The following is a 22,669-nucleotide window of genomic DNA, read 5'->3' on the forward strand; positions in this document are numbered from 1 at the left end:
GCTTGCGGATCTGATCTTGGATCTCTTGCTCACGTTGCGATGGGCCACCAGCCGCGGCCGCTGCAATGCTTCGGTGGCTCTCGATTGTCCGCCGGCGGGCCTCGGCTTCTCGCAATTCAACAAGCAACTGATCCCCTTTGGACCGCATGTCAGCGATCATCGACTGAAAGTCAGCTTCGTGTTGTTTGATGGCTTCGTTGATGTCCGCGATTTCCCGAATCACTTCGGACTCGCCCGCCAACACTTCTCGCGATTTCAAAAACTCAACTTTGCGGGCAACGTCGGATTCCAATTGATCCAGCGAGTAGCCCACTGCATCGCAAACGCTGCGGACGTTCGCCGCGGTTGGCTGCTTCGCTTCGGGATTCACTTCGGCATCGGCCAACGCATCGATCAACCCATCGAGTGATTCAATTCGCTGGGCGTCTTCGGTGGCTTGCGATTCTCCCACCTTGCCAATGAGCTTTGCGAATCGACTCGACAACGTCGGCTTGGGTGTCGTTGGGGCGTGCTGGGTTTGTCCGTGATAGGTCTTGGTGGCGAGTGCCATGGCGTCATTCCTCGAGCGTGTAAATGGGCGTCTGTCACTGCCGCAAGCCCGCACCGACGAATCGGGAACGGGCTTGCGGTGCTTCGAAGGTGGAGACGACACCTCCAAAGTGGAGGGCGGATCAGGCGGTTTGATTCTTGACCGCGTATCGCCAGTTCTTGACGGCGGCCGCAATGCGGCCCTCGATCGAGACGTAGATCGTTTTGTTGCCTGGGTCATACCAACGTTCGCGGCGGCCCTGGGTGCCGTAGCCTTTGAAGTAACCCCGAACCACGGTTGCGGTGCGGAGGCGGGTTGGGCTTCGCATGCCGTACCATGTCGATGCACTGACGCTGCGGAGTTCGCTTTCGGGAACCACCGCAACCTCACCCCGGTACAAGCCAACGTTCTCCGTGGTGGTCGCGACTTTGTTTTCGAGTCCATCGCGATTGAGCGGGAAGAAAGTGCGACGCGCGGCTTGGGCGGGTGCCCCGGTTGGTGTCAGGATCGTGTTGAGCGAACCACGAACACGTTGCTGCGTCCCGATCCCGCCGATGTCGCTGTAGAGCGTTTCCATCTCGCCCCACTCCGAATCCGATGGGACCGCACCACCGCTGCGAATGTTGTTGTTGGTCGCGGTGCCAACGTTGGGACGATCGGCGAACAATGGAAAGCCATCGAGCAAGTTCTCGTTCGACGTGAAGCGATCAAGAACAAGCCGGTTCTGGGTGGTCTGCCAAGCTTCCTGCAGCCCCAGCATCCCTTCGGAGAACGCGTTCATGTCGTCATCGGCGATCATCTTCGGAGTCCACCCGAATTTGTTCCCGAACCGCCGGACGAACACGTAGGAAAGAACTTCTTCTTCGAGCCCGATCTCTTTGAATTGCTCGGCGTCTTGCAGCTCGTCCAGCTCGTCCACCGTCCCGCGGTTGATCAACGGCATCGGCTTGAAGTCGTTCAAAGCGTTTGGCATCAAGGCGGAGACTTGATCGAACGAGTAGTCGTCATCAAGCTCGACCGTATCCAGGAACTTGTTGGCCAATCCGGACAAGATGTTCGGGAAGTCGCCGGGGGTGGCGTTTGGGGATCCACTGGCACCGATGTACCGGCGATCCTCATTGGCTGCAAAGCTCGTAACGCGATCCAATCCCCCAAGCTGCATTGCGCGTTCCGCGATCAACTCGGGGTTGCCGTAGATGTCAACTTGATGGCCGGCATGTTGCAGGCATTCGGCAGCAATCGCCCACAACGGTTTGTTGGCCATCGCCTCGGCACCCTTGGACAGCTCGAAAGTCGGCCTGTCGGTGGATCGATAAGCCAACGCGTTGATAGCATCGATTGCGAATTGTTCTTTCGGCTGAGTGGTTCCGAACATGCTTCTGGTCTCTTTCGTTGGAGTTGATGCGGGCCGTCAGACCGCTGTGAATCGTGTTTGGTGTTGGTGGTCTGATCAGCCAACGGGATCCAGTAGGACCCGGCCGGCGGGTTGGCCAACTTCGATGTGTTGGACATGGAACTTTGCGTCGCCGATCTGAACAGCGTCACCGACATAGTGGGCAACTTCATCGGCGTCACCGATCTCGATGAATGCGGCGGCACGTTGCGATGGATACGAACCTTGCTTGTGCATTGCTGTTCGCACCACGTGGACGCTTTGAGACTCGATGTCGGCAGGTTGGCCGATGGTCAGTTCGATGGTTGTCATTGAAAGTTCGATGGGTTGAATTGAAAGGTGTCGGCTTGCGATTGAAGCCAAATGGTTTGCTTAATGTGAGACTGGATCCGCTCGGCATCGGCATGGGCATAGGTGAAGGAACTGCCGATAACCCCGTTGGGCTGGATCCCCAACTTGCTGGCCACGCTGTCAACCGTTGCCAGTCGCAGCCCGAAACGAGTCGCGATGTCGCTGTTGGTCGTTCGCTCATGCAGCGGCTCGGGCTGGTTGGCCATGCTCACTGGATCCCTTGGCGGTCCATGGTCGGGGTGGTGTTCCCATTGCCGCCACGCAACACCGCGGCAATGCGTTCAACGTCGTGGGGGTGGTAGTAGCCAACGCCATTGAGACGCTGTTGAGGAACGATGCCCAATTGCTTGATGATGTCCATTAGGCGGGGAACGGGCGTTTGAAAGTGGCCGGCGATCCGGCCGACAGATGTCAGATCGATGTCTTGCATTTGGTGGCCTTATGGGTTTTGGGTTTGGATGCCTGAAGTTTTAGCCATGTCCAGAACAGCCCTTCTAGAATCTAGAAGGATTCGCTCATAATTTCGGGGGTTCGTAGACTACCGTCAGCAATTGACCGCAGTCTTGGCATTTACTGGGACGCTCTCGAACCCCGTCGCCAACATCTTTCGCTCCCCGTGTGGCCTTGATGTTTGTGCCTCCGCACACGCGGCAGACGGGGTAGGTCACAAACACATAGCGTGAGTCCTGCTCTTCCGAATTCATTGGGCCGGTCCCTCGGTGGTTTTTGGTCACGACGCTCGGCTGCATCGGGGGGCGTTCGCGACTTTCACGGGTGACCGTCCAGCGGTGAATCGCATCCACCCATCTCCGCGGCGGACGTACACGCTCTGCCCACGCACCCGGATGCGGTCCTGCGGGTCAGCGTCTAACGGGCATGCGTGTGCCGGCACTTCGCCACGTGACTCCAACAGATCGATGATGCGATCCCATTGGCGAGTCACGGCGCGACCATCTGTCGCGCACGGCCGACTGCAGTATTTGGTCCGCCGTGCCTCACCTGGCGGCAAGAATTTTTTCTCACTGCACCAAAGACAAACGACGGCAATTTTTTCGGATGGTGGTCGCGGCATGGCTCGGGGTTTCCTGTTTGCTTGTTTTCTGTGTGTCTGAACCCCGGGCCTGTCCATCGCAGAGGGGAAGGAGTCATTCCTGGGAAGGACCCAGACGGGGGGGCTTGGGTTGCTGTAGTGCCCCGATCGTGGTCGTTCATTGGTAGCTCAACCGTTGTGTCTCGGCTGTGTTTGGTTGGTGGTCGCCTCACTGGTTGCCAGTCGTTGCAGGCGAGAATTTTATTCATTGAAAGTTTTTTCGTTTTGCGTTCATAAAATTTCTCTTGCTTGATGTGTTGCGCTTGCGCGGATGTTGCGCTTCTTTTGCATTTCAACCCAATGCCGTTATTGCTACGTTTATTGCTCTCTCGCCCTTCCTTTCTTCTCTTCTTGTGTGTGCGTGAGAGTTAAAGCGCAACAAGCGCAACAAGAGAAAGAAACCCAATGAATCGCGGGGTCGATCTTGTTGCGCTTCGGTTTTCAAAGCGCAACAAAGCGCAACGAAGCGCAACTGACTTGATAAATTTTTTCTGTTTCTCGTACAGATTGCTTCTGTTCTTAGAAATTTAATTTTTCTTCCTTCGGCATTCCGTGGTAGTCGTTTAGCTGGACGCCTTTGAAACCTCTCGCTGTGGTGATCCCGTCTCGAAATGCCTCTGACTTGATTCCGAACCGCTGGGCGATCGCGGCGTTCATCCGCTTAGCGCTCATCGATTCCCCGTCCGCTTCCGACGTGTTGTCTTTGGCCCAATGGCGGTAGGCTGCGACGAGGGAACTTGTCTTGACCGTCGGGCTCGCAGATGCCGAGTAAGTGACAAGCTCATCGATGAATGCGGCAGTCGGATTTTGCGACTTCCGGTAGTCTTCTACCTTCGTTCGCATGGCTTTGCTGATCGTGAAGCCTCCCTGCTCAAATAGCCTTTTCAGTCCGGCAAGTGCCCAATTGAAAACGCCCGCAAGTTCACCGCTCCGCACCCACCATTCGGGCGTTTCCATTCCGACGATTTTCTCTTCCTCGGAAACCTTTTGGTCAAAGCCAACGAGCAACATCCGGCGCCATAACCCGTCGGAAGCGTCACGAATACGGGGCCGGTGATTCCATCCGAAAACACACTTTGCGGTGGGGGACATTGAAAACGGTTGCCCGTTCTTCCCTTCGAATTGCAACCTTTCGCCAATACAGAATTGCTTAAAGAGTCCTTCGTTAATTTTCGCCGACTCGTTTGCATCGGGATCAACATTCAAAGCCTTTCCAACGCTGTTGATTAAGGCAAACTGGTTGCCGCCGAACCCGTCCAATTTGATATTGGACGTGTTTTGAACACCAACTAGGGCGGTATAGATGCCGGACAGCAATACGCTCTTTCCAGTGCCCCCGTCACCATCGCAGGCCAGAAAACGCTGGAACGGATTCTCGGGAACTAGCAGATAACCGGCGAACTCCTGGACAAGCATCCGTGAGCATTCGTCTGGAAGCGACGTTTCCAGATAGTGGGTTAGCTTTGGCGAGCTAGCGGTTTTATCAAACGAGTATCCGAGTTTGGTGATAGCAAACCAATCAGGGTTGTGATCCGTGAAGCAGTCTTCGGGGGGAGCTCCAGCGATAACCCGGTCGAGATCCAACAAGCCATTTTCGAGCGAAAGAAGGTACCGGCCTCCTTCGGGATCGTTTAGAAGACAAGGCATCTTCACGCGACTGCTTGAAAGCAAGGTTAAATGTTTCAGCTCCTCAAAAACGTTTGCGACCATCGGATTGCTGATCGACTTCTTTTTAGTTTTCTTAGGCTTCTCCTCATCGTCCTGGATCTCTTGCTCTGCTATCGCAATCCTGACAAGTTCCGAGTTGATTGAGCTACGAAGTTTGGCTTTCAACTCATCCTCTGTTAGTTTCCGCCAACCACCGGACTTGTAGCGATAGAAGTCTGAACGCCAATAGGCAAGCCGGCCGTTGTGGTTTTGGCCATAGGTCGAAAGATTAATTCGAGCGAGCCTGTTTGCGTCGTGTGGATCCTCAAACTCTCGAAGATCATCAAGCAAGTCTTGCAGAGTCGGCTTGTCGATCCCGTGTTTCTTTTTAAGGCTTTCGATATGCCCAGCAGATGCTTTGTAATCCAATTCCTTGATGTCGGCACCGGCTGCTATCGCATCGTCAATTCCTTTGTGCTCCGCCGGCCATGTTTCAACCAACACCAACGGGGACCATTCAAGCGTTGCAAGGTGATCATGCAGTTCTGATAGCGATCTCGCAACTTCTTTTTTGTCGGTAGCGTCATTGTCGAAAGCTAGCAGGATTTTGGCGGGCCGATATTGCTCAACCGCCGGTAGTGCGTTCTTCCAGCAAGATACCCCCGGGGCTGCAATTGTCAGAATGCCGGTTTGCTTCGTGGCAATGTCCGCCTTGAGCTCGCCCTCGGTGATGCGAAGCGTCTCAGGGCTTCCAGCGTGATGCGGAACGTGGGCGGGCGTCCCCGGCGAAACCCCCGGGGCGGTTGCTGAGTTTGACGTTAGCCACGTGTATTTCGAGTCGCTCTTTGGTTTGTCAGGCCGAATACGGATTGCAATGATTCGCCCTTGAGTGTCTCGAACGGGTATCATCAACGAAGGTGAAAAGACTTGAATCTTCGCTGCCTTCTTGTAGATGCCTGGAACTAAGTTCGCGACTTGGCGACGGTCGGCGACCCCCCGCAGTTCGGCGTCAAGCTTGAGCGTCTTCATTGTTTCAATCTTAGGACCGCTGACACTGAAATAGCCGTTCCTTACGATGTCCGATTCCGATAGGCCTCGTTCTTTCAATGCTAACCGGTGTGGTTCACTGAGCCCGTACAGCTCCGCCAGCGTGGAATAAACCTTATGGCGAATATTGGCTGTTTCATCGTCGATTTGGCTTTTGGGTCGCCGCGGCTCCTGTTTCGGAAGTGGCTTTGTTTTCGGCTTTGGCGTTGATTTTGAGATTCCCAAGCGATCTCCGACCATGTTCACGGCCTCTTCAAAGCCGACACCGCAAAGCCACATGACCGAACCAAATCCATCGCCTGTTTTCCTGTCGTCGCACGCATAGCAACCGCAACGGCCTTTTTCGTTATCGAAAAGATTGAACTTTGATTTTCCGCACGTTGGGCATGGGTGCGGCTTTCCATCAAAGTATTCTTGGCTGTAACCAGTCAGTGCGGACAATAGGTTATCCCATTGACCGCTAGCGGCAGCGCGAACGACTTCCTTGTCGTGGTTCATTTTGCAAGATATGAACGACTCTTGCGTGACCGTCAGGGCTTCGTTGCCAATCGATTCGGGTGCATCAAATTCCATCACGCCCGCGCCTCCATCGATGCAAACACTTTGTGCAGATTCTTGACAGATCGCTTTGAGACGCCGACCATCGTGTTGAGCGATCCACTGAGGCTTGTTGTGGAACCATGCTGTGGGAACCCGGCTCGATCGGCGGCAATGATCATTGCCCCCGGCGATACGTAGGGGCAGCCATAATTTCTGGCGATATGTTTCAGACGGTAGCTCGAAACCGTCCCAGCCTTCACGGATGTGAGCGGGCTGGCTTCGAGCCACGCCAGCGCGGCCAGTATCTCAACCATCTTTGGCCGCTTGCCGGGGTGATCCCATCGCCGAAGCCCTCGGAGCGGACCAAACTGATACCGACCCTCAATGATTCCGTCCTCAGAAACGAATTTCAGGAGGTTTGTGTTTGCCTCCACGAACGACGGATAACCCAACCGCTGCAATCGAGCGTAACAGTGTTCTTTCGTGGGAAACTTCGTCAGAGAGTTTTGGTTGCCGGAATCCGGCGATAGGTCTACCATCATGAGTGACTTCCTTGTTGTTTTGCCGGCCCGACCCTCAACGATCTGCCGGCGAGATTGAAAAACGAAAACTCCAGCCACCGGGTAGCCGTCGGTGACTGGAGTTTTTCTTTTAGATGCCGGCGGCTTCGAGCTCTGCCGCGGCGCGTTCGCGGGCCTCGGGATCTCGGGCCGGCGAGGATTCTTCCGGAGCCTCGTCCCCAAGCTTGGCTGCGGTAACCGCCTCAAAGAATTGCGTAATCCATTCTTCGGTGGTTCGTTTCACACCACCGGCATATTGGACACGAAGTTTTTGGCCGGCGAGCCCACGGGTAGTCCAGCGATGCATTGTCGCCGCAGATGGACGCTCACCGGTGCGTCGCTCGACAACTTGAGCGGCGCCACCTGAGAGTCGCAGAAGTCGATCCGGATGCGAGTTGTTCTGATTCATGGCAAACCTTTCTGAGCAACAGGGAAATTGATGCTTAGAAGGATCCCAGATCACCTGGTCGTTTTACCGGTCGCTTGCCCGGTCGGTTTCCCGGTCAGGCCATGTTTTTAGAATTTTCTTTGCCGGAATCCTGCGATGTCCTTTCATCGCAGTTCCATCTGGTCGTTGAGCTTGGGCAATTATGGTGCCCCATGCTTCATGGGGTTCACCGCCAGTTCTGAACAGTCCACGCAGTTCTCCCTTTTTGTCGGATGGTTTCGCTTCGTTTCTAAGGTGCTCATCCGATAACGGCCCGCCATTGGCGTCGACCAATCGCTCGAGCACGGTGGCTCGACATCGATTTATCATGGGAATCACTTTTCCGTTCCACCTTGGGTGGAGGTAATCACCGTTGACAATTTCCAGGACATTAGAGGAACTGGATGTGGTCAGAAATTCGGTCTTATTCTCAGAGCTCCGCTCTGATGCTGCTCCAAACATTCGCTCAATCCAAACCTCGATCCGATCAAGCTGAGTCTTTATCGTGCGTTCAATACCGGCAAAGAGAACTGAATCGATGTCTGTGAGTTCACACAGAACCATTTGATCGCGTTCATTCATCAGCCTGAGCTTTATTGAGTCTTCATGGTCGTCCGTCATCGTGGATTCAACGTTTACACGATATTGGTGCAACGCTTCTACTACAGCCAACAGCCTCGAAACCCTTTGACGATCAGACTGCAGTGACCCCAAAACCGACTTGTCATAGTTTGATAGTCGCATCGGCTTCCATTCAGCACCCAACTGAGCTATCAGGCTGTTGAGTTGTGGACGCAATTGATGCTGTTGTGGAGTTGCCTGAGAACTCCATGACACCAAGGGGCTTGAGTCTCGCGACGAAAAGCCTTGGGTCGTAGCAAAGGCTCTCACGGTATCACGGACTTCGTTGCAGATTGCCGCGCGATCACGTCGAAGTGAGAGCGTGAACGGTTCTTGGGTGATGCAAATTGCGAGACGCTCGATCAGCACGGCAATTCTTGTTGCGAAAGCACCATGAGCCGCTAGCGCATTTTCAATCGACTTGATGGTCTCAGACATCTTTTCTTTCCACTTGCGGTGCGCGGTCGCTGGCGGTGTGGAAAGCAACCGCCAGCGAAACCGGGCACCCAATCAGCCAACCGTCGTCGGCGATTGTGTTTTTTGCTCAATGACCGTCGCCATTGAGCAACGAAATTCTATCCAATTTTGCGAGCGACTTCACGACCTTTCTCAGCGTCACGCTCGGCATAGACTTGCGTGACATCCGCGGCGGCATGTCCAAGAATCACCTGGGCGGCTTCGATACCGAATTGCTTTCGGATCTCCGTTCCCCGGGTGTGCCGCAACTGGTTTGGGTGCCAACGGTGTTGTTTTTGCCATGCTTTCAATTCTTCCGACTGGGACCCGGTCAGTCGTCGCATACGTGCAGCGTTCGTTTCGCCGGCTTGGCATCCCAACGGCTCTGGAGCCGGAAATGCGATCGCGCACGCATACTTGATCGCATGTGCGTAGCTACCAGTATTGAACGTGGTCTGGGAAATCAGTTTTCGACTTCGCTTCATCGATCGTCGATCCGCTTCGGATCGTTTGCCGCGGCGGTTGCCGCTCGATGGCGGAGTGACACGCTGGGATGCCTTCAAAGCCCGGCGTTGCTCAACCGCTTCGGCCATCGAGAAACACACCTCGTCGGACTCTCTGAGTAGGTACCTGGCGAGAATCAACTGAGCATCCGGGCCGATGAAGACGGTCCGACTTCGGCCATGGTGTTCAGTCTTGTGACCATCGACGCGATATTCCCAAACGTCTTCGTCTCGGTGGATGCTAGCTGGTGTCATTACACACACTTCACCAGGGCGGGCGCCGGTCAGAAGCTGGAACCGAATCATGTCGGCAGTGACGCGGGGCAAATGCGGCAACGTTGCTTCAACCACTTCCAGCGGCACCGGCATAATGGGGTCGGACTCGCGGACCTGGCACCGACCTTTCCGCAAGCCATCGACCGCCAGCAACGCTTGATGCACCGATGGCGGAATCAGCTCCTCGCCCACTGCCCATTTGAACAATCGCTTCAGCCTGCCGGCGTTTTTGTTGACGGTCGATCGAGCCTGCCCACGGTCGATCCAGACCTGCCGAACCGCCTTAAACGCGATCGGCCCAAACTCTGTTGCCGGAGCGTTGCCGTAGAGTCGCTTGATGTCGCGAATAACCAGTCGATAGGCTTCGACTTCATTGGTCGGCTCACCATTCTTGACGTACCAGCCCTGGGCGAACTTCCAGAACGCGGCGAGCACTTCGACAACGGTGATTTCCGTTTCATCGGTTCGGTTGGCCAACCGCCGGCCGTTGGTGAGCCATTCGGCTACCAGTCGATCGTATTCAACTCTGCTGGTTTTGGTGCCATGTGGGCCAAGGTAGTGGTCCTTCCCGCCAAGGTTGACGATGGCCTGCCCGCTTGCTTTGTGCTTGCGGTACTTGGGCAGCGACTTCGAGAGTTTGGGCACGTGAAACGCCTCCAATGTTCTCAAAACGGTATGTACCGTTTTGGGTCCTTAGGAAAACGCCGCACGGGCGACCTGCCCGGTATCTACTTGAGCCGCAAATTGCGGGAGATTCGGCTACGAGAGAGAGGGTGGCTGAGGGGACTCGAACCCCCGACCTTCGGAATCACAATCCGACGTTCTAACCAACTGAACTACAACCACCGTGAAGGAGCGACGAATTTATCGACGCGGTCTTGCGTGGTCAATCCCGCTGGGACATCTGATTTCGCACTAAACCCATAGAATCACGCCCCTTTATCCGCAAAATTGGAACTGCCCTTCCATTTTTCCTCTTCGCTTCGAATGGGCCAGTTCTAAACTAGACATTGATACACCAGCCTGTATGCGTACCCCCCGTGCAGGTTGTGTGCTATCGTTGAGTACACACGATGCTTTGGTGCTGGTGGTGTTCCGAGCAATTCAACGGAGCAGACAACCGAGCGGCTGGTGAGATCGCCCCATTCGAAGATTCTTTCTCGCCTGTCTAAGAGAACTGAGTTGTTCTTTTTGAAGCGCCAGCTTCGTGATGTTACGATGAAGCCAAAAGACGGTCTAACAATGCCCCCTGAACGATGGCCCGTTTGAAATGTCGCAATGGGAAGACTACACCGGCGATGAGTGGATGCGTCCACTGGCTAGCCAAGACACACGCACCAAGCACATCCTCGATCGTGAGACGCAGGGCATCAAGCCACGACCACGGTTGCAGGCTCCACCCTATAAAGCGGGTGATACTTGGGGCGAATTCACGCTCGAAGAGTGGTTGGGATCAGGCACTCATGGTTGGGTTTTTGCTGCGCGTGAGAACGCCACGGACAAACCGGTTGCGCTGAAAATTTTGGCCGTCGAAGACGATCCGGGTACGACGCTGGCGAAGACCGGTTTTCGTCGGATGGCAAAGCTGAACCATCGCAACCTGATGCGATTGCACGGGATTCACGAGCACGACAAGGTTGTCGCGTTCAGCATGGAGCGGATTGACGGGATCAACTTGACCGCCGCCATCCGTCGCTGGCGTGATGAACCGTTGCACGTGGCTTGCGAACACATCACCGAACTGGTTCGCCAAGTCGGATCGGCGATCGGATGGATGCACGCACGAGAGTTGGTTCACCGTGATCTAAAACCCAGCAATATCATGGTGACGGACGACTACAAGCGTTACATCGTCATCGATTACGACTCCGCGGGGATGTTTCAAGAACACGATGCGGAATCGATGCGGGCGTACCTGATTTGGACGCCGATGTATGTCGCACCGGAAGTGTTGGTGCGTCAGCGGCACACGCCTTCGAGCGACGTTTTCAGTTTGGGAATGGTCGTGTTGGAAGCACTGCGTGTTTTCAGTGCTGCACAGTATCGTCGCGAAGGATCGTTGCAGAACGAGTCGCGACCCACTGACGGAAGCGATGATTCGTCAGGCATCCGCCGAGACAAGTCCAACGAAGAACAAGATCGGATGTTGATCACCAACGCCGTTCGCGGCTTGCATCCGAACATTCCGGCGGACTTGTTGGAAACGTTGGACGAGATGCTGGCGCCAAACGAGGCCGACCGCCCGATGGCGATGACTTTGTCGCGTTTGGGGCGTCCACTCGAAACGATGCAGATGACTCGGATCACCGACGTGGATTCCAGTCGCGTTCGCGAAGCCACCCAGCAAATTCGCCACAACGAATTGGCTCGCATTCACCGGTGGAGTCACTTGGTTTTGGGTGGCCAAGTCCAGCGATTGCATCTCAGTGGCGATTCAGGGATCGGCAAATCAACGCTGTTGGACGTTGCGCTCTCGCAGTTGCGTTCGCTCAATTGGGCGCAGGTCTTTGTCGCTCGGTGCCAGCAACGCGATCAAAAGCCGTTGCAAGCTTTCAGTCAAATCTCCGACGAAATCACCATGCGGTTTCGCGGGATGGATCGTGAACCCTTGCAAGTCGATTCGGTCACGGTCAGCGTCTTGACGAGCATCTTGCCGGGCTTGGCGGAAGTCTTGGAGGTAGATCGCTCACAGCCATTGTTGCAGACCTCGCCGACTCGTCCCGGTGGATTGGAAGCCGCTCTGAAGGTTTGTGAACGTTTGCGGGAGTATGGTCCGGTTTTCTTTGTGATCGACGACGTTCAGTGGGCTGACCGAGACACGATTTCCGTGCTGGACTACCTGCAGTCGGGGAGCATGAATCGGCCCAAAGCACCCGAGTTGCAGGGGCTTGGACTGATCACCGTGTCGCGAACCGATGGCGACCGACAAATCACTTTGCCTGATGAGACGATCGAGGTTGGGCCGTTGCCGGACGAAACGGCGATTGAAATGTTGATCCGGGAAGCGTCCAAGTATGAATTGGAAATTCCGGACGCACACTTAAGGGATTTGGCGGGCCAAATCGACGGTTTGCCCTATCGGCTGGACGCTTGTTTGGAAGAGCTTCGTCCGGGTGGATGGTTGTCCGATGCGATTCAAAAGACTGACGGTGAAAGCGGCAGCGTGTCCGTTCCGTCGATGGAAAGGCTCTGGCAAACACGATGTGAAAAGTTGCCGCCCGGTGCTTTGCAATGGCTTCGACGAATCGCGGCAGCCGGACGCCAACTTCCGGTGGAAGAACTCCGAGGCTGGGACGAAGATGAATCGTCCTTGGAAGATCACCTGGATGAGCTGCAGCGACATCGGCTGATTGTTCGTGGCGAATCATCTGGGCCAACGGTGCAGATTTGGCATTCGAGGTTGGGCGAAAAGGTTCTGGCTCAAATGTCGGAAACTGAGATTCGCCAATTGCACGCGGATTGGGCGGAGACGTTGTCTCACGTTCGGCCAGACGTTGCCAATGTGATCGCGTCGCACTATCAGCGAGCCGAGATTTACGAACCACTTGCGAAGTGGGCGAAGTTGGCTGCCGAGCAAGCCCAACAGATGTACGCTCACCGAGAAGTTGCGTCGTGGTTGCAGGTTGCTGCGGAACATTCAGCGGGTGATCAGAAGATCTCGTATTTGAAGGACGCGTCGTTTGCTTGGCATCGCAGCGGACTGCTCAACCGAGCGGCTTCGACTCACGAGGCATTGGCTGGGTTGTTGGACGGGCATGCTTCCGTCGAGCATGAGCTGCACCGAGTCGAGTGTCTGATCCGCTCGGGAGAATTCAGCGACGCGAGCCGATTGGTTGAACCGTTGATCAATCAGTTGGGGCTTCCTCGGGTGAAGTCCAACTGGGCGTTCAAGCTATCGGTCATCTGGCGATTCATTCGTCTGTTGCCGATGCAGCGGGACCTCGCGGTCGATCGTGAACAAGCGAATCCTGATCGGACGTGGCAAGAGGGCAGCCAGATCGAGGCCTGCGTGCGGCTGATTCGACCGCTCAGCATCATCAACAACAACGTCGCCGTAGAGTGGTCCCTTTTCGCGGCTCGGCAAGTTCGTTTGTTGGGAACGGTTGGCGAGCGATTGCACTTGGGTGTCGGTGAAGCGGTGTTCGGGTCGTACGGTCCCGGCCGACCGCGGCAGCGTGCGAGCCAAAATTTGCAGCGAATGCTTGAGTCACTCCGGCCCGATGACGACCCGTCTTGGCACGGTGACGTCAACAGTGGCTTGGCATGGCACGCCGCGATGGACGGTCGATACGCGGACTCGTTGGAGCCGTGTGCGAAAGCCAAACAGTTTTATGGTTTGAGCGAGCACGCGAAGAACTTTGAAATTGCCCACATGGCCTACGTCGAGTTGGCATCGTTCTTCCAATGCGGCATGATTTTCGAGATGAAGCGAACGGTCGCGGACATGCAAGCGGAAGGCCGGACGACGAACGATCAATTCGTGACCATCATGGGAACGTTGGGGTACGCGTCCGTCGCGTTCTTTGCGGACAACGATTTGGCCAGGATGGATTTGGCGGCGGATCGCGTTCGCGAATGCATGAAGCACGTCGGGCCTGCGTCGTTCTTGTTTGTCCAGCAATTCAAGGACGCGCTGCTGGATATCTATGCAGCGGACGTTACCAACGGTGCATCCAAGCTCGATCTGTTGCCTCGCCAAATGCGATACTCGGATTTGAACCGGGTGCAGATGATCCGGATCAACTTCTTGGAGTTCGTTTGCTTGTTGTCGCTTCAATCGTTGAGCTGCAAAGCAAAATTGGCTGAAACATCCATGCTTCGAGCGATCGAAAAGCTGCGACGCGAACGTTCCGAATTCGCGACGATGAAAGCCGACTTCTACGAAGGCATCCAAATGGCTCGCAGTTCCGTTGCGGGGACGGATGCTTACGGACGCGACCTGTTGAACACGGCACGTGCGAAAGCCGAACAACTTCGACTGACACCATTCGTTCTGGCTGCCGGTGACGAGCTGAAGTGGCTGGAGTCCAGCGATCAACCATCGGACTTGGAAGCCTACTTGGCCGACCAAGGCGTGGTCGCTCCCTCGCGTTTCGCAAGGCTCTACCGTGGCGTTGACCGGCCGGAAGCGTGAGTCATTTAATCGGTTTGTGCAGATGACTCGATGGATACAAGCAACATCTCCGAAGTTCACTCTGACATGAAAGCCTGCAACAGCTCTGCCACGCCTGCAAATCGGCTGTCGTCAGGGTATTGCTGCAACCATTCGAGGATGGTCTTGCCGTCGTCGGTGAATTGAACTCGTGGGTCGGCTCCGCTTTGCAGGAGCAAGCTGACGGTATCGAGGTGCCCGTGACCAGCGGCGCAGTACAGCACCGTGTGGCCTCGTTGGTTTCTCGCATGGACGTCGGCCGTATGAGCGATCAGCAAGGCGACCAAATCGGTGTCGCCATTGCGTGCTGCATGATGAATCGGATGGTCCCCACGACCGTCCAAGCGATTCGCCAAGTCAGGATGCAAAGCTAGCAGGCTGCGAACACGAGCCTCATGGCCGATGAACAGTGCTGACAACAATTGGCGTGATCGATCGCCGGTCGGTCGCGCGTAGGCTTCGAGTGCCCCGTGGATGACCAGCAGTTCCACAATCGCTTTGTTGTCGGGCACTTCGCCGGCGTAGTGAAGCACATCGCCGTTGTGTGCTGCCACATCGGCACCCGATTCAATCAGCAACTGTACGATTTCCAGCCGTCGATGCAGACCTGCGTGGAAGATTGGACGCCAGTTGTATTGGTCGTCCGTGTCGACGGATGTGGGATCGTCGAGGATGCACTGGCGAACCCAATCGAGGTCGCCGTCACAACATGCGTCGTGAATGCTTTTTTCAAATGCCATCGACGTCCAGTTCGCTCGAGCCAAAGTCTGACTCGAGAATGATCGGATTCAATGCAAGCCAGCGGTTGGGCTTACTCGCCGTCCCACCACCAACGTGAAGCGGAGTCGCTGGCGACTGCGATGTTGCCCAGTGTTTCATCCTTCACGGCGTTCTCGGAGATCGCGAAAGCGTTCAGATTGACTCCGCCGGATGCGGTCACCGTCCAGCCAGCACGGCCTTTGATGAAGCTGCACTGTGGCTCGAGCGTCTTGGGCATGTCGTAGCTGGCCAATTCGACTTGCGAATCATTGCCACGAAGAACGCTCAAGTCGATGCCAGATTTGTGGTCGAGTTGTTGCTGGGTGATGAGGGTCGCGACGACGGCGAGGTCCATTGCGTTGCGAAGGTCACGGAAGACAGGGCGTTCACGCGACAGGTCTTCGAATTGTTCGGTCATCATGTCGGCCCACTTGGTCGCCAGCGGGTTCTGCCGACCGGTCGAGCGAACGTTGCCTTGTTTGTCGAACGTGTCGTCTTCGGTCAGGGTCTTGACGCCTTGGCCGCTGATTTTCCAAACGCGTCCTTCGGCGTCATGAGCGATGGGATCGTAGTCACATGCCATCCACCAGCGAGGGCTGCTGACACTGGATTGAGCTTGGTGCTTTGCGATTTCCAGGTAGCTGGGAAGGCCAGCAACAGGCGATTGAGTCAGGCCCATCGCAATGCGTTTCATTTCGAAGTCAGCCGCAACCAGGGTGCGAGCGAATCGACTGTCCGTGGCAACGCCGGCCAACAGAATCTGTTGCGGGCCGAAGGCTTGTCGCATGCCGGCTTCGAGGTAGGCGGGGTTTTGACCGGGACGAAGCTTGACGTTTTTCAAGAAGTTTTGAAGACGCAGGCGACCTTCGGCTGTTGGTTCGATCGAGCAACGGATGCCACCGTCATTGCGTGCGGTTTCGACACTACGGAATGCGGTGACGAGGTCATCCAGGCGAAGGACCGCTCCGCCGGTCTCGGTTCCGACGACGTGTCCATCGGGGCGAACCATCCAAGGTTCAGCAGGACCGGCCAGCAAAATGTCGTTGTTTTCTTGGTCGACAATCACATATTCAATTCGCTGCATCCCAGCGAGAAACATGGTTTCGGTGTCAAGGTGCTGACCCGATTCGTGAGCTTCCTTCAGTGCGGCTTGCAAACCGTTGAGCGAAATCACGCGGCGATCGGTCGCTTGAGCCAGTTCACCCGTTGGGGCTTGCATGGCATTGCGAACGACTTGTGCCATTTCCTTTTGCTCTTCCACCGTGGCGGCACGAACGCTTCCATCAGGAGCGATCATCACACCGCCCACAGATTGCTGGTTGCCGAGGCCGATGCCGGCGTCCGCCGTGGAAACTGTCATCGCCAAGCAGATCGCGGAGATCATCAACGTCGGTAAACGCATAGCACGAACCCAAGATCCGAAACCGAGTGACCCAGAACCGCATTGGTTGGATCGGCCGGAAACAGGACGACCAAGAAGAGAAGAACGCATCGAGACGTGTATCCGGCTGGCGGAGAGAAGGGATGGTGAAAGGCGACCGGCGGTGGGGAGAACCCGCAGTCTATGATTAGAATAATTGCAGGCCCTACCAGTGACAAGCAAATCTAACACATCTGAACCCGCCGCTGCTCCAGCGAAATCGCCTCCGGACGCCTATTTGGTGGTCCATCGAGGCATGCGCTGGACGGATGTGATTCGATTGTCCGGTGAGGTGCATTGGACCATCGGACGTTCTTCGTCCAACCCGATTGTGCTTCGCAGTGCCCAATCCAGCCGCCAACATGCCGAAATCCGACCGTCGATCACCGCTGATGGCCCGGTCTGGGCGATCGCCGACCTGAATTCTCGAAATGGTGTGAGCGTCAATTCGAGGCGAATTCAGGCACCTACCGTCCTGAACGAAGCCGACCAGATCGAAATCGCTGGGTTTGAGCTGACCTTCACTCGGAACCCCGCCACGCTGACTCGCCCCCCCGAGCGGAATGCAAGCGGGGCGGGAGTGGCGAAGGCGGACGGATCCCAATCTGCCGACGATGGGGCAACCCAAGACAATTTGGGGATCGGCTCGAAGGACGCTGGCTCCGATTTTGACGGTGGTAACGGCGAAAGCGAAGTTGACGTCGTCTCCCAGATCATGACCAGCGGGCTGGCACGCCGCATGAATCGAGATTCCAGTTCTGCCGGCGAAAGCGAAATGCGGTCCGATGCGGCCGACCCGCTGCTTGCGATGGCGTTTGCTCTGGGCCGAGCTGAATCGATCGAGGAATGCGGCGAGACTTTGATGCAAACGCTCGATGATTTGCTCTCTGGATCCACGATTGGTTTGTACCTGTTCGATGCGGAGCAAAGAGCCGCGTTGGTCCAGGGCGGTGGTTTGGCTCCGCCGCGATTGGTTCGCCAGCCCACCGGGACTCGGTATCGACGTCCACCGTCGCCGCTGGTCGAACCCATTTTGCAACCTCAGTCTGCCGCGATTTTGGCCCGCAACGTATTGGGTGATCGCCGACTCGCGACGGAGAACACCGCTGGCGAAATTGATGTGGAGTCGATCATCTTGGCACCACTCCGTCCGGTGTCTCGTGGAAATGCCCAGTCGCAGAAGGCTGCAGGTGACTCGAAACTCGATAAGGGTTCATCCACTGGCAAAGCTATTGCTGAGAACGAGTTGCCGGTCGGCTTGGTGCATGTGACCACGCCAGCTGGCCAGCCCGCGTTGACGCCGAACCAACTGAGGAACGTGGTCGCGGCGGGAGAGATCTTCTGCCAAGCCATTCGGTCGATCCACCGCGAGGCTTCGTTGACGCGGTCACTCAAGAAGTCAGAGGCGGTGATCAATCGCTTGCGTCGCCAGCTGGCCGGGCGGATCCAGATTCTCGGCAACAGCGAACCGATCCGACTGGTGCAGCAACAAATCGCGCAAGTCGCGCCGACGCCCTCGGTGGTCCTGGTTCGTGGCGAGTCTGGTGTTGGTAAAGAACTGGTTGCGTCGGCCATCCATCATGCGAGCCCGCGTCGAGATGGGCCGCTGGTGTGTCTAAACTGCGCGGCGTTGTCCAAGGACTTGTTGGAGTCCGAACTTTTCGGCCACGAAGAAGGCGCCTTCACCGGCGCGACGCAGCAGAAGCGAGGCAAGTTCGAAGCCGCCTCGGGTGGCACATTGATGCTGGACGAAATCGGTGAGATGAGCTTGGACCTGCAAGCCAAACTGCTTCGTGTGCTGGAGGGCCATTCTTTTGAACGTGTCGGTGGTCATTCACAGATTCGAGTGGATGTTCGAGTCGTCGCGGCGACACATCGCGATTTGCGTGTGATGGTCGAGCAGAGGACTTTTCGCGAAGATCTGTTTTACCGACTGAACGTGGTCGAGATCCTGGTGCCGCCGTTAAGAGAACGCGGCCGCGACGTGGTTTTGCTCGCGAATCACTTCCTTCAAACGTTTGCCGAGTCAATGGCACGCGGGCGATTGAAGTTCACGGCTTTGGCGGAGAAAAAATTGCAACGCCATCGTTGGCCTGGCAACGTTCGAGAGCTTCGCAACGTGATCGAGAGAGCTGTGGTGATGTCGCCGATGGATGCTGGCGGCGAGGGAGTCGTGGGTGAACTAGACGCGGATGATTTAATGATCACACCGGTCGCCGGATCGCCGAAAGAGAGTTCAGGAAAAAACAGTCGATCCGGTGGCTACGCGGATGACTTGCGGCTATCGCTGGCGGAATTGGAGATGCGTCATATTCGACGAGTGCTTGATTCCACCGGTGGGAACAAGAGTCGTGCGTCGACGATCCTAGGCATTGAACGCAGTACCTTGGATCGAAAGCTAAAGAAGGCCCAAAAGAACGACAACTGAGCAGGAAGTCAGGAAACGCTCGCCAAAGCCTTGTTCACGGCATGGGCCTTTGCAACTGTTGTGAGCGTCACGTGCAGCCAACTCGCCGCTGATAACGCGAGGTCTATGCCACCCAAACCAGCCGCACGGCGTTAGCCGCGGTTCCTACGCGCAACAGTGGCGAACGACGAATGGCACTTACTTTGGATCCAAGTCTTTCATTTTGGACGGTGGTTTCGTGCGTTTTTCAAACTGCATGTTTTTGGGGCGTTTCTAGGTTCCACTACGAAGATCTTTTCGCGTCTGCATACCAAAACGCCGCAAGCCCTCCGGCCAAATCCGGAGGGCTTGTGCGATTGATGGTGAGACGAGTTAGCGATTTTCGCTGAGTGCCAACAACGCTCGGCGACTGTCGTTGTAGTCCAGTGCCACGACTCGCAAATCAGTTGGCAACTTTCGGATCACGGGGTCGATGTATGGATCGGCTTTTCCCGCGATCAGACGTTCGGCCCAGTCGCCGTGGACGTCGACCGAGTCCACATCCATCTTGGCGGCCACGTGCCGAATCAAGGTTGGAAGCGATCGGATGGATGTATCGGCTCGGTGTCCCGATGCTGCTTGTCGAAGGCGAACTTCCGACGATGCCAATTGACGAGCCAAACTCCAGGCCGCGTCGTCTCCTTCGCGATGCACGGCGACGGTGAAGTGGGCTTTGCCAAGCATCGTTGATGAGGAACTGGTTTCCAACAACGGCATGTCCGCCCAAACGCCGCTGATCGGATTGCTCTTCGCTGGCTTTCCGTACGCCATCACGACGACGTCGAGCATCCCGGCACGGAAACCGGGAGGCACGTCGAATGCAACTTGGAATGTCTTTTCGCCTTCCAAAACTTGTTGCGACGTCCAACGCAGCTTGTAATACACGCCGCGACCTCGTTCGATCGTTCCCGCGGCGGAGACAGCGTGCAAAGGAGCGTGTTTGTCGAACTGGATCGCCTCGGATTGTTTGTCTCCGTTGTCGGCTCCCAAATGCGCGGATGCCAAGTGACCATAGCCACCGTCGGCGGCGACACCGATCGAACGAGTTGACTCGTCGGAGCGTTTGACTTGGATTGGTGTGGCGTAATCGGTGCCCGTTTCAGTGCGTGGCGAGTAATCAAGGACTCGCCAAGAAGCGGCACGCGGAACAACCTGCACCATCCAGCGTTCGATCGTTGGCAACTTGCTGCCCGAGACCATCGACGACAATCGCAACTCGACTTGCATCGACTCGCCGGCCTGAGCGGTGGGTGTCATCCGATCCGAAAGGTCGACGGGTCGGGCAATTGCGGTCGGTGGCAGATCAAACGAAAGAGCTGGTGCACTTTCTTCAGCGAAGATGTCGGTGGCCAGCAAAGCCAAGGCGAACACCAAAGCGTAAGATTTGACTCGAGTTTGAAAGAAGTTCATCCGTGTGTCTCCGCGTCCGAACCATTGATTGACGGTGATAGCCGGATCATCCGACTCGATTCCGTTCCATCTTGGATGCGGGCTGACTTCCGCCAGCGACAAGATTATTTCGTCTTTTCCGCGACGGGCAAGCAAAGCAAACTCGGTGCCAACTTGTTGGTCTTGAGTTGCAATTTGCGCGGCCAGTGCCGTGAAACTTGGTGGCCTGTGCAGACGCTTTGTTCTTCACTTTGAAAGCGATGAAATGGCTGCGTGAAACAATCGAGTCACGAATGCATTCGAGGCAGTTCACTGCCCTCAGCGATGATCTCACTTTCCAACTTGGACAGTTCCGTGAGACGTCCTCGAACCGTTTCGCGATCCGCGAAATGTTCGGCGAGCTTCACGTAGGTGGTGTGATGGCGGGCTTCGCTTTCGAACAAACCCGCGTAAAACGCTGATAACTCTGGCTCGCGGTCAACAACATGGTCAGCAAGCAAACGGAACCGTTCGCAACTGCGAGCCTCGATCAACGACGCGACCAACAACCGATCAACGGCACGGTTAGGATCATTCTGGCGTATCAAAGCGGTTAGTTTGCGACCATATGGTCCCGGAGCGATCCGCCGGAACGGAATGTCGCGTTGCTTCAGGATGTCGACGACCATGAAGAAGTGTTCGAGTTCCTCTTCGACGATCGTTGCCATCTCGCGGCAGATGTCGAGGTTCTCGGTGTATGCGTTCATCAGGTTCATCGCGGTCGACGCGGCTTTGCGTTCGCAGTGCGCGTGATCGAGCAGCAGTTCATCGAGATGGTTGTCGACTTGTTCCAGCCAACGCTTTGTCGATTCGGAATGCAAATGAAGCATTGCGATTAGGCCTCCAGCAACGCTGCGGCAAACGTGTCTGGATCAAACTTCGTCATGTCTTCGATGCCTTCGCCCAGCCCGACGAACTTGACTGGCAGTTCGAATTGTTCGCGAATTGGTAAGACGACGCCGCCTTTCGCGGACCCGTCCAGCTTGGACAAAATGATCCCCGTGCATCCCGCCGCGTTGCTAAACCCTTTTGCTTGGCTGATTGCATTTTGGCCCGCGGTGGCATCGAGAACCAACAGAACCTCGTGCGGAGCGCCAGGCAGTTTCTTGTCGATAACGCGGCGGATCTTTTCCAATTCCAACATCAACTTGCCTTGCGTTTGCAGGCGTCCGGCCGTGTCGATGATCGCGTAGTCGGCACCGATCTCAATCGCTTTCTCGGTCGTTTGATAGGCGACGCTGGCGGGATCCACTCCGCTGGGGCCGGTCACGATTTCGCAACCAATTCGCTCGGACCAAATGGTCAGTTGCTCCACCGCGGCGGCGCGGAAGGTGTCGCCCGCACCGAGAACGATCTTGTGGCCTTGCGAAACCAGATGATGCGACAGCTTTCCGATCGATGTCGTCTTGCCGCTTCCGTTGACGCCGACGACCAAAATGACCGTCGGTGGCGAGTCCGCTTTGGCGAGGTCGCCGTGATCTTGTTTCAGTTGTTCACGAATGTCTTCGGTGATTGTTTCGACGACTTCTTCCAAGTGCACCACGCGGCCGCGAAAGTCCTTGGCGACTCGATCGCGAATTCGTCCGGCGGGGCCGGCGCCCATGTCGGTGCGGATCAAGCGAGCGTAGAGTTCGCCAAGGAAGTCCTCGTCGACCAAGCGGCCTTCGGCTTTGAACAAGTCGCGGATGTCGGTTCCAAGCACCCGGCGAGTCTTCTGCAGGCCGTTCTTCATCTTGCCAAACAGGCCACCGGAGCTTTCTGGGCCGGCCGAGTTATCTGGGCCGGTCGATCTTTCTGGGCCGGCCGCAGCTTCGTCACCCGCCGATGGCGAGGCGGGGGTGGTGGATTCGTCGCTCGAGTCGTTCTTCTTGGATCGCCAGAAAGCCATCTATCAATGCACGTTTGGGAATGGAGCGTATGAGAACACGATGGGATGGATGCGACGTCGCCGCAGCCAGACAAATTGTGTCGCAATGCGATGAAATCCACCACCCGGGGAAGTCCACAGACGTGATGGTTTGTCC

At 56.1% G+C, this 22,669-nt stretch carries 17 protein-coding genes and 1 tRNA gene; 2 read left to right on the plus strand and 16 right to left on the minus strand.

Features of this window, described 5'->3' with window-relative positions:
• The 11 genes from CEE69_RS15060 to CEE69_RS15115 all read right to left on the minus strand — a co-directional run.
• Positions 1-550, minus strand: a 550-nt coding sequence (locus CEE69_RS15060; RefSeq protein WP_143549250.1) for a hypothetical protein, incomplete at its 3' end; no start/stop codon positions are given.
• Between the two features lie 121 nt (positions 551-671).
• A complete protein-coding gene (locus tag CEE69_RS15065; protein WP_099261461.1) occupies positions 672-1,904 on the minus strand; it encodes a phage major capsid protein in 1,233 nt (410 codons plus the stop codon).
• A gap of 75 nt (positions 1,905-1,979) precedes the next feature.
• The gene (locus tag CEE69_RS15070) at positions 1,980-2,234 is read right to left on the minus strand and encodes a hypothetical protein (protein ID WP_099261462.1); all 255 of its coding nucleotides are present in this window, start codon (positions 2,232-2,234) and stop codon (positions 1,980-1,982) included.
• A complete protein-coding gene (locus CEE69_RS15075) occupies positions 2,231-2,479 on the minus strand; it encodes a hypothetical protein (protein ID WP_099261463.1) in 249 nt (82 codons plus the stop codon). Before CEE69_RS15075 ends, CEE69_RS15070 begins: the two co-directional genes overlap by 4 nt.
• A gap of 2 nt (positions 2,480-2,481) precedes the next feature.
• The gene (locus tag CEE69_RS15080; RefSeq protein WP_099261464.1) at positions 2,482-2,703 is read right to left on the minus strand and encodes a hypothetical protein; all 222 of its coding nucleotides are present in this window, start codon (positions 2,701-2,703) and stop codon (positions 2,482-2,484) included.
• Between the two features lie 1,179 nt (positions 2,704-3,882).
• Entirely contained in the window at positions 3,883-6,630 is a 2,748-nt protein-coding gene (locus tag CEE69_RS15090; RefSeq protein ID WP_099261466.1) for a phage/plasmid primase, P4 family, read from the minus strand.
• Positions 6,630-7,139: a hypothetical protein gene (locus tag CEE69_RS15095; protein ID WP_143549252.1), complete on the minus strand. Its 510-nt coding sequence runs from the start codon at positions 7,137-7,139 to the stop codon at positions 6,630-6,632. Before CEE69_RS15095 ends, CEE69_RS15090 begins: the two co-directional genes overlap by 1 nt.
• 109 nt (positions 7,140-7,248) lie before the next feature.
• Positions 7,249-7,566, minus strand: coding sequence for a DUF1580 domain-containing protein (locus CEE69_RS15100; RefSeq protein WP_099261468.1), 318 nt, complete (start codon positions 7,564-7,566; stop codon positions 7,249-7,251).
• A gap of 63 nt (positions 7,567-7,629) precedes the next feature.
• Positions 7,630-8,643: a hypothetical protein gene (locus CEE69_RS15105; RefSeq protein ID WP_143549253.1), complete on the minus strand. Its 1,014-nt coding sequence runs from the start codon at positions 8,641-8,643 to the stop codon at positions 7,630-7,632.
• Between the two features lie 137 nt (positions 8,644-8,780).
• Complete coding sequence (locus CEE69_RS32860) at positions 8,781-10,085, minus strand: tyrosine-type recombinase/integrase (RefSeq protein WP_199169880.1); 1,305 nt, start codon at positions 10,083-10,085, stop codon at positions 8,781-8,783.
• A gap of 127 nt (positions 10,086-10,212) precedes the next feature.
• Positions 10,213-10,286 (minus strand) — tRNA-His (locus tag CEE69_RS15115).
• Positions 10,287-10,710: 424 nt separating this feature from the next.
• On the opposite strand from CEE69_RS15115, the gene CEE69_RS15120 reads away from it, so the two are divergent.
• Positions 10,711-14,574 carry a serine/threonine-protein kinase gene (locus tag CEE69_RS15120; RefSeq protein WP_099261470.1) on the plus strand — a complete coding sequence of 1,288 codons (3,864 nt, stop codon included), beginning with the start codon at positions 10,711-10,713 and terminating at the stop codon, positions 14,572-14,574.
• 56 nt (positions 14,575-14,630) lie between these two features.
• Here CEE69_RS15120 and CEE69_RS15125 read toward each other — a convergent pair whose 3' ends face one another.
• On the minus strand, positions 14,631-15,332 hold the full coding sequence (locus CEE69_RS15125; protein WP_143549254.1) for an ankyrin repeat domain-containing protein: 702 nt from the start codon (positions 15,330-15,332) through the stop codon (positions 14,631-14,633).
• Between the two features lie 71 nt (positions 15,333-15,403).
• Complete coding sequence (locus CEE69_RS15130) at positions 15,404-16,753, minus strand: DUF1598 domain-containing protein (RefSeq protein WP_099261472.1); 1,350 nt, start codon at positions 16,751-16,753, stop codon at positions 15,404-15,406.
• A gap of 190 nt (positions 16,754-16,943) precedes the next feature.
• Here CEE69_RS15130 and CEE69_RS15135 point away from each other — a divergent pair, with 190 nt between their 5' ends.
• Positions 16,944-19,199, plus strand: a complete 2,256-nt coding sequence (locus CEE69_RS15135) for a sigma 54-interacting transcriptional regulator (RefSeq protein ID WP_099261473.1) — start codon at positions 16,944-16,946, stop codon at positions 19,197-19,199.
• Between the two features lie 351 nt (positions 19,200-19,550).
• Here the strand turns inward: CEE69_RS15135 and CEE69_RS15140 are convergent, their stop codons facing one another.
• The 3 genes from CEE69_RS15140 to ftsY form a co-directional block, all read right to left on the minus strand.
• A complete protein-coding gene (locus CEE69_RS15140; protein WP_233215257.1) occupies positions 19,551-20,762 on the minus strand; it encodes a hypothetical protein in 1,212 nt (403 codons plus the stop codon).
• 131 nt (positions 20,763-20,893) lie between these two features.
• The gene (gene miaE / locus CEE69_RS15150; RefSeq protein WP_099261476.1) at positions 20,894-21,475 is read right to left on the minus strand and encodes a tRNA-(ms[2]io[6]A)-hydroxylase; all 582 of its coding nucleotides are present in this window, start codon (positions 21,473-21,475) and stop codon (positions 20,894-20,896) included.
• 5 nt (positions 21,476-21,480) lie between these two features.
• Complete coding sequence (ftsY, locus tag CEE69_RS15155; protein ID WP_099261477.1) at positions 21,481-22,533, minus strand: signal recognition particle-docking protein FtsY; 1,053 nt, start codon at positions 22,531-22,533, stop codon at positions 21,481-21,483.
• Between the last annotated feature and the right edge of the window lie 136 nt (positions 22,534-22,669).

Source organism: Rhodopirellula bahusiensis (genome assembly GCF_002727185.1).
Classification (GTDB): domain Bacteria; phylum Planctomycetota; class Planctomycetia; order Pirellulales; family Pirellulaceae; genus Rhodopirellula; species Rhodopirellula bahusiensis.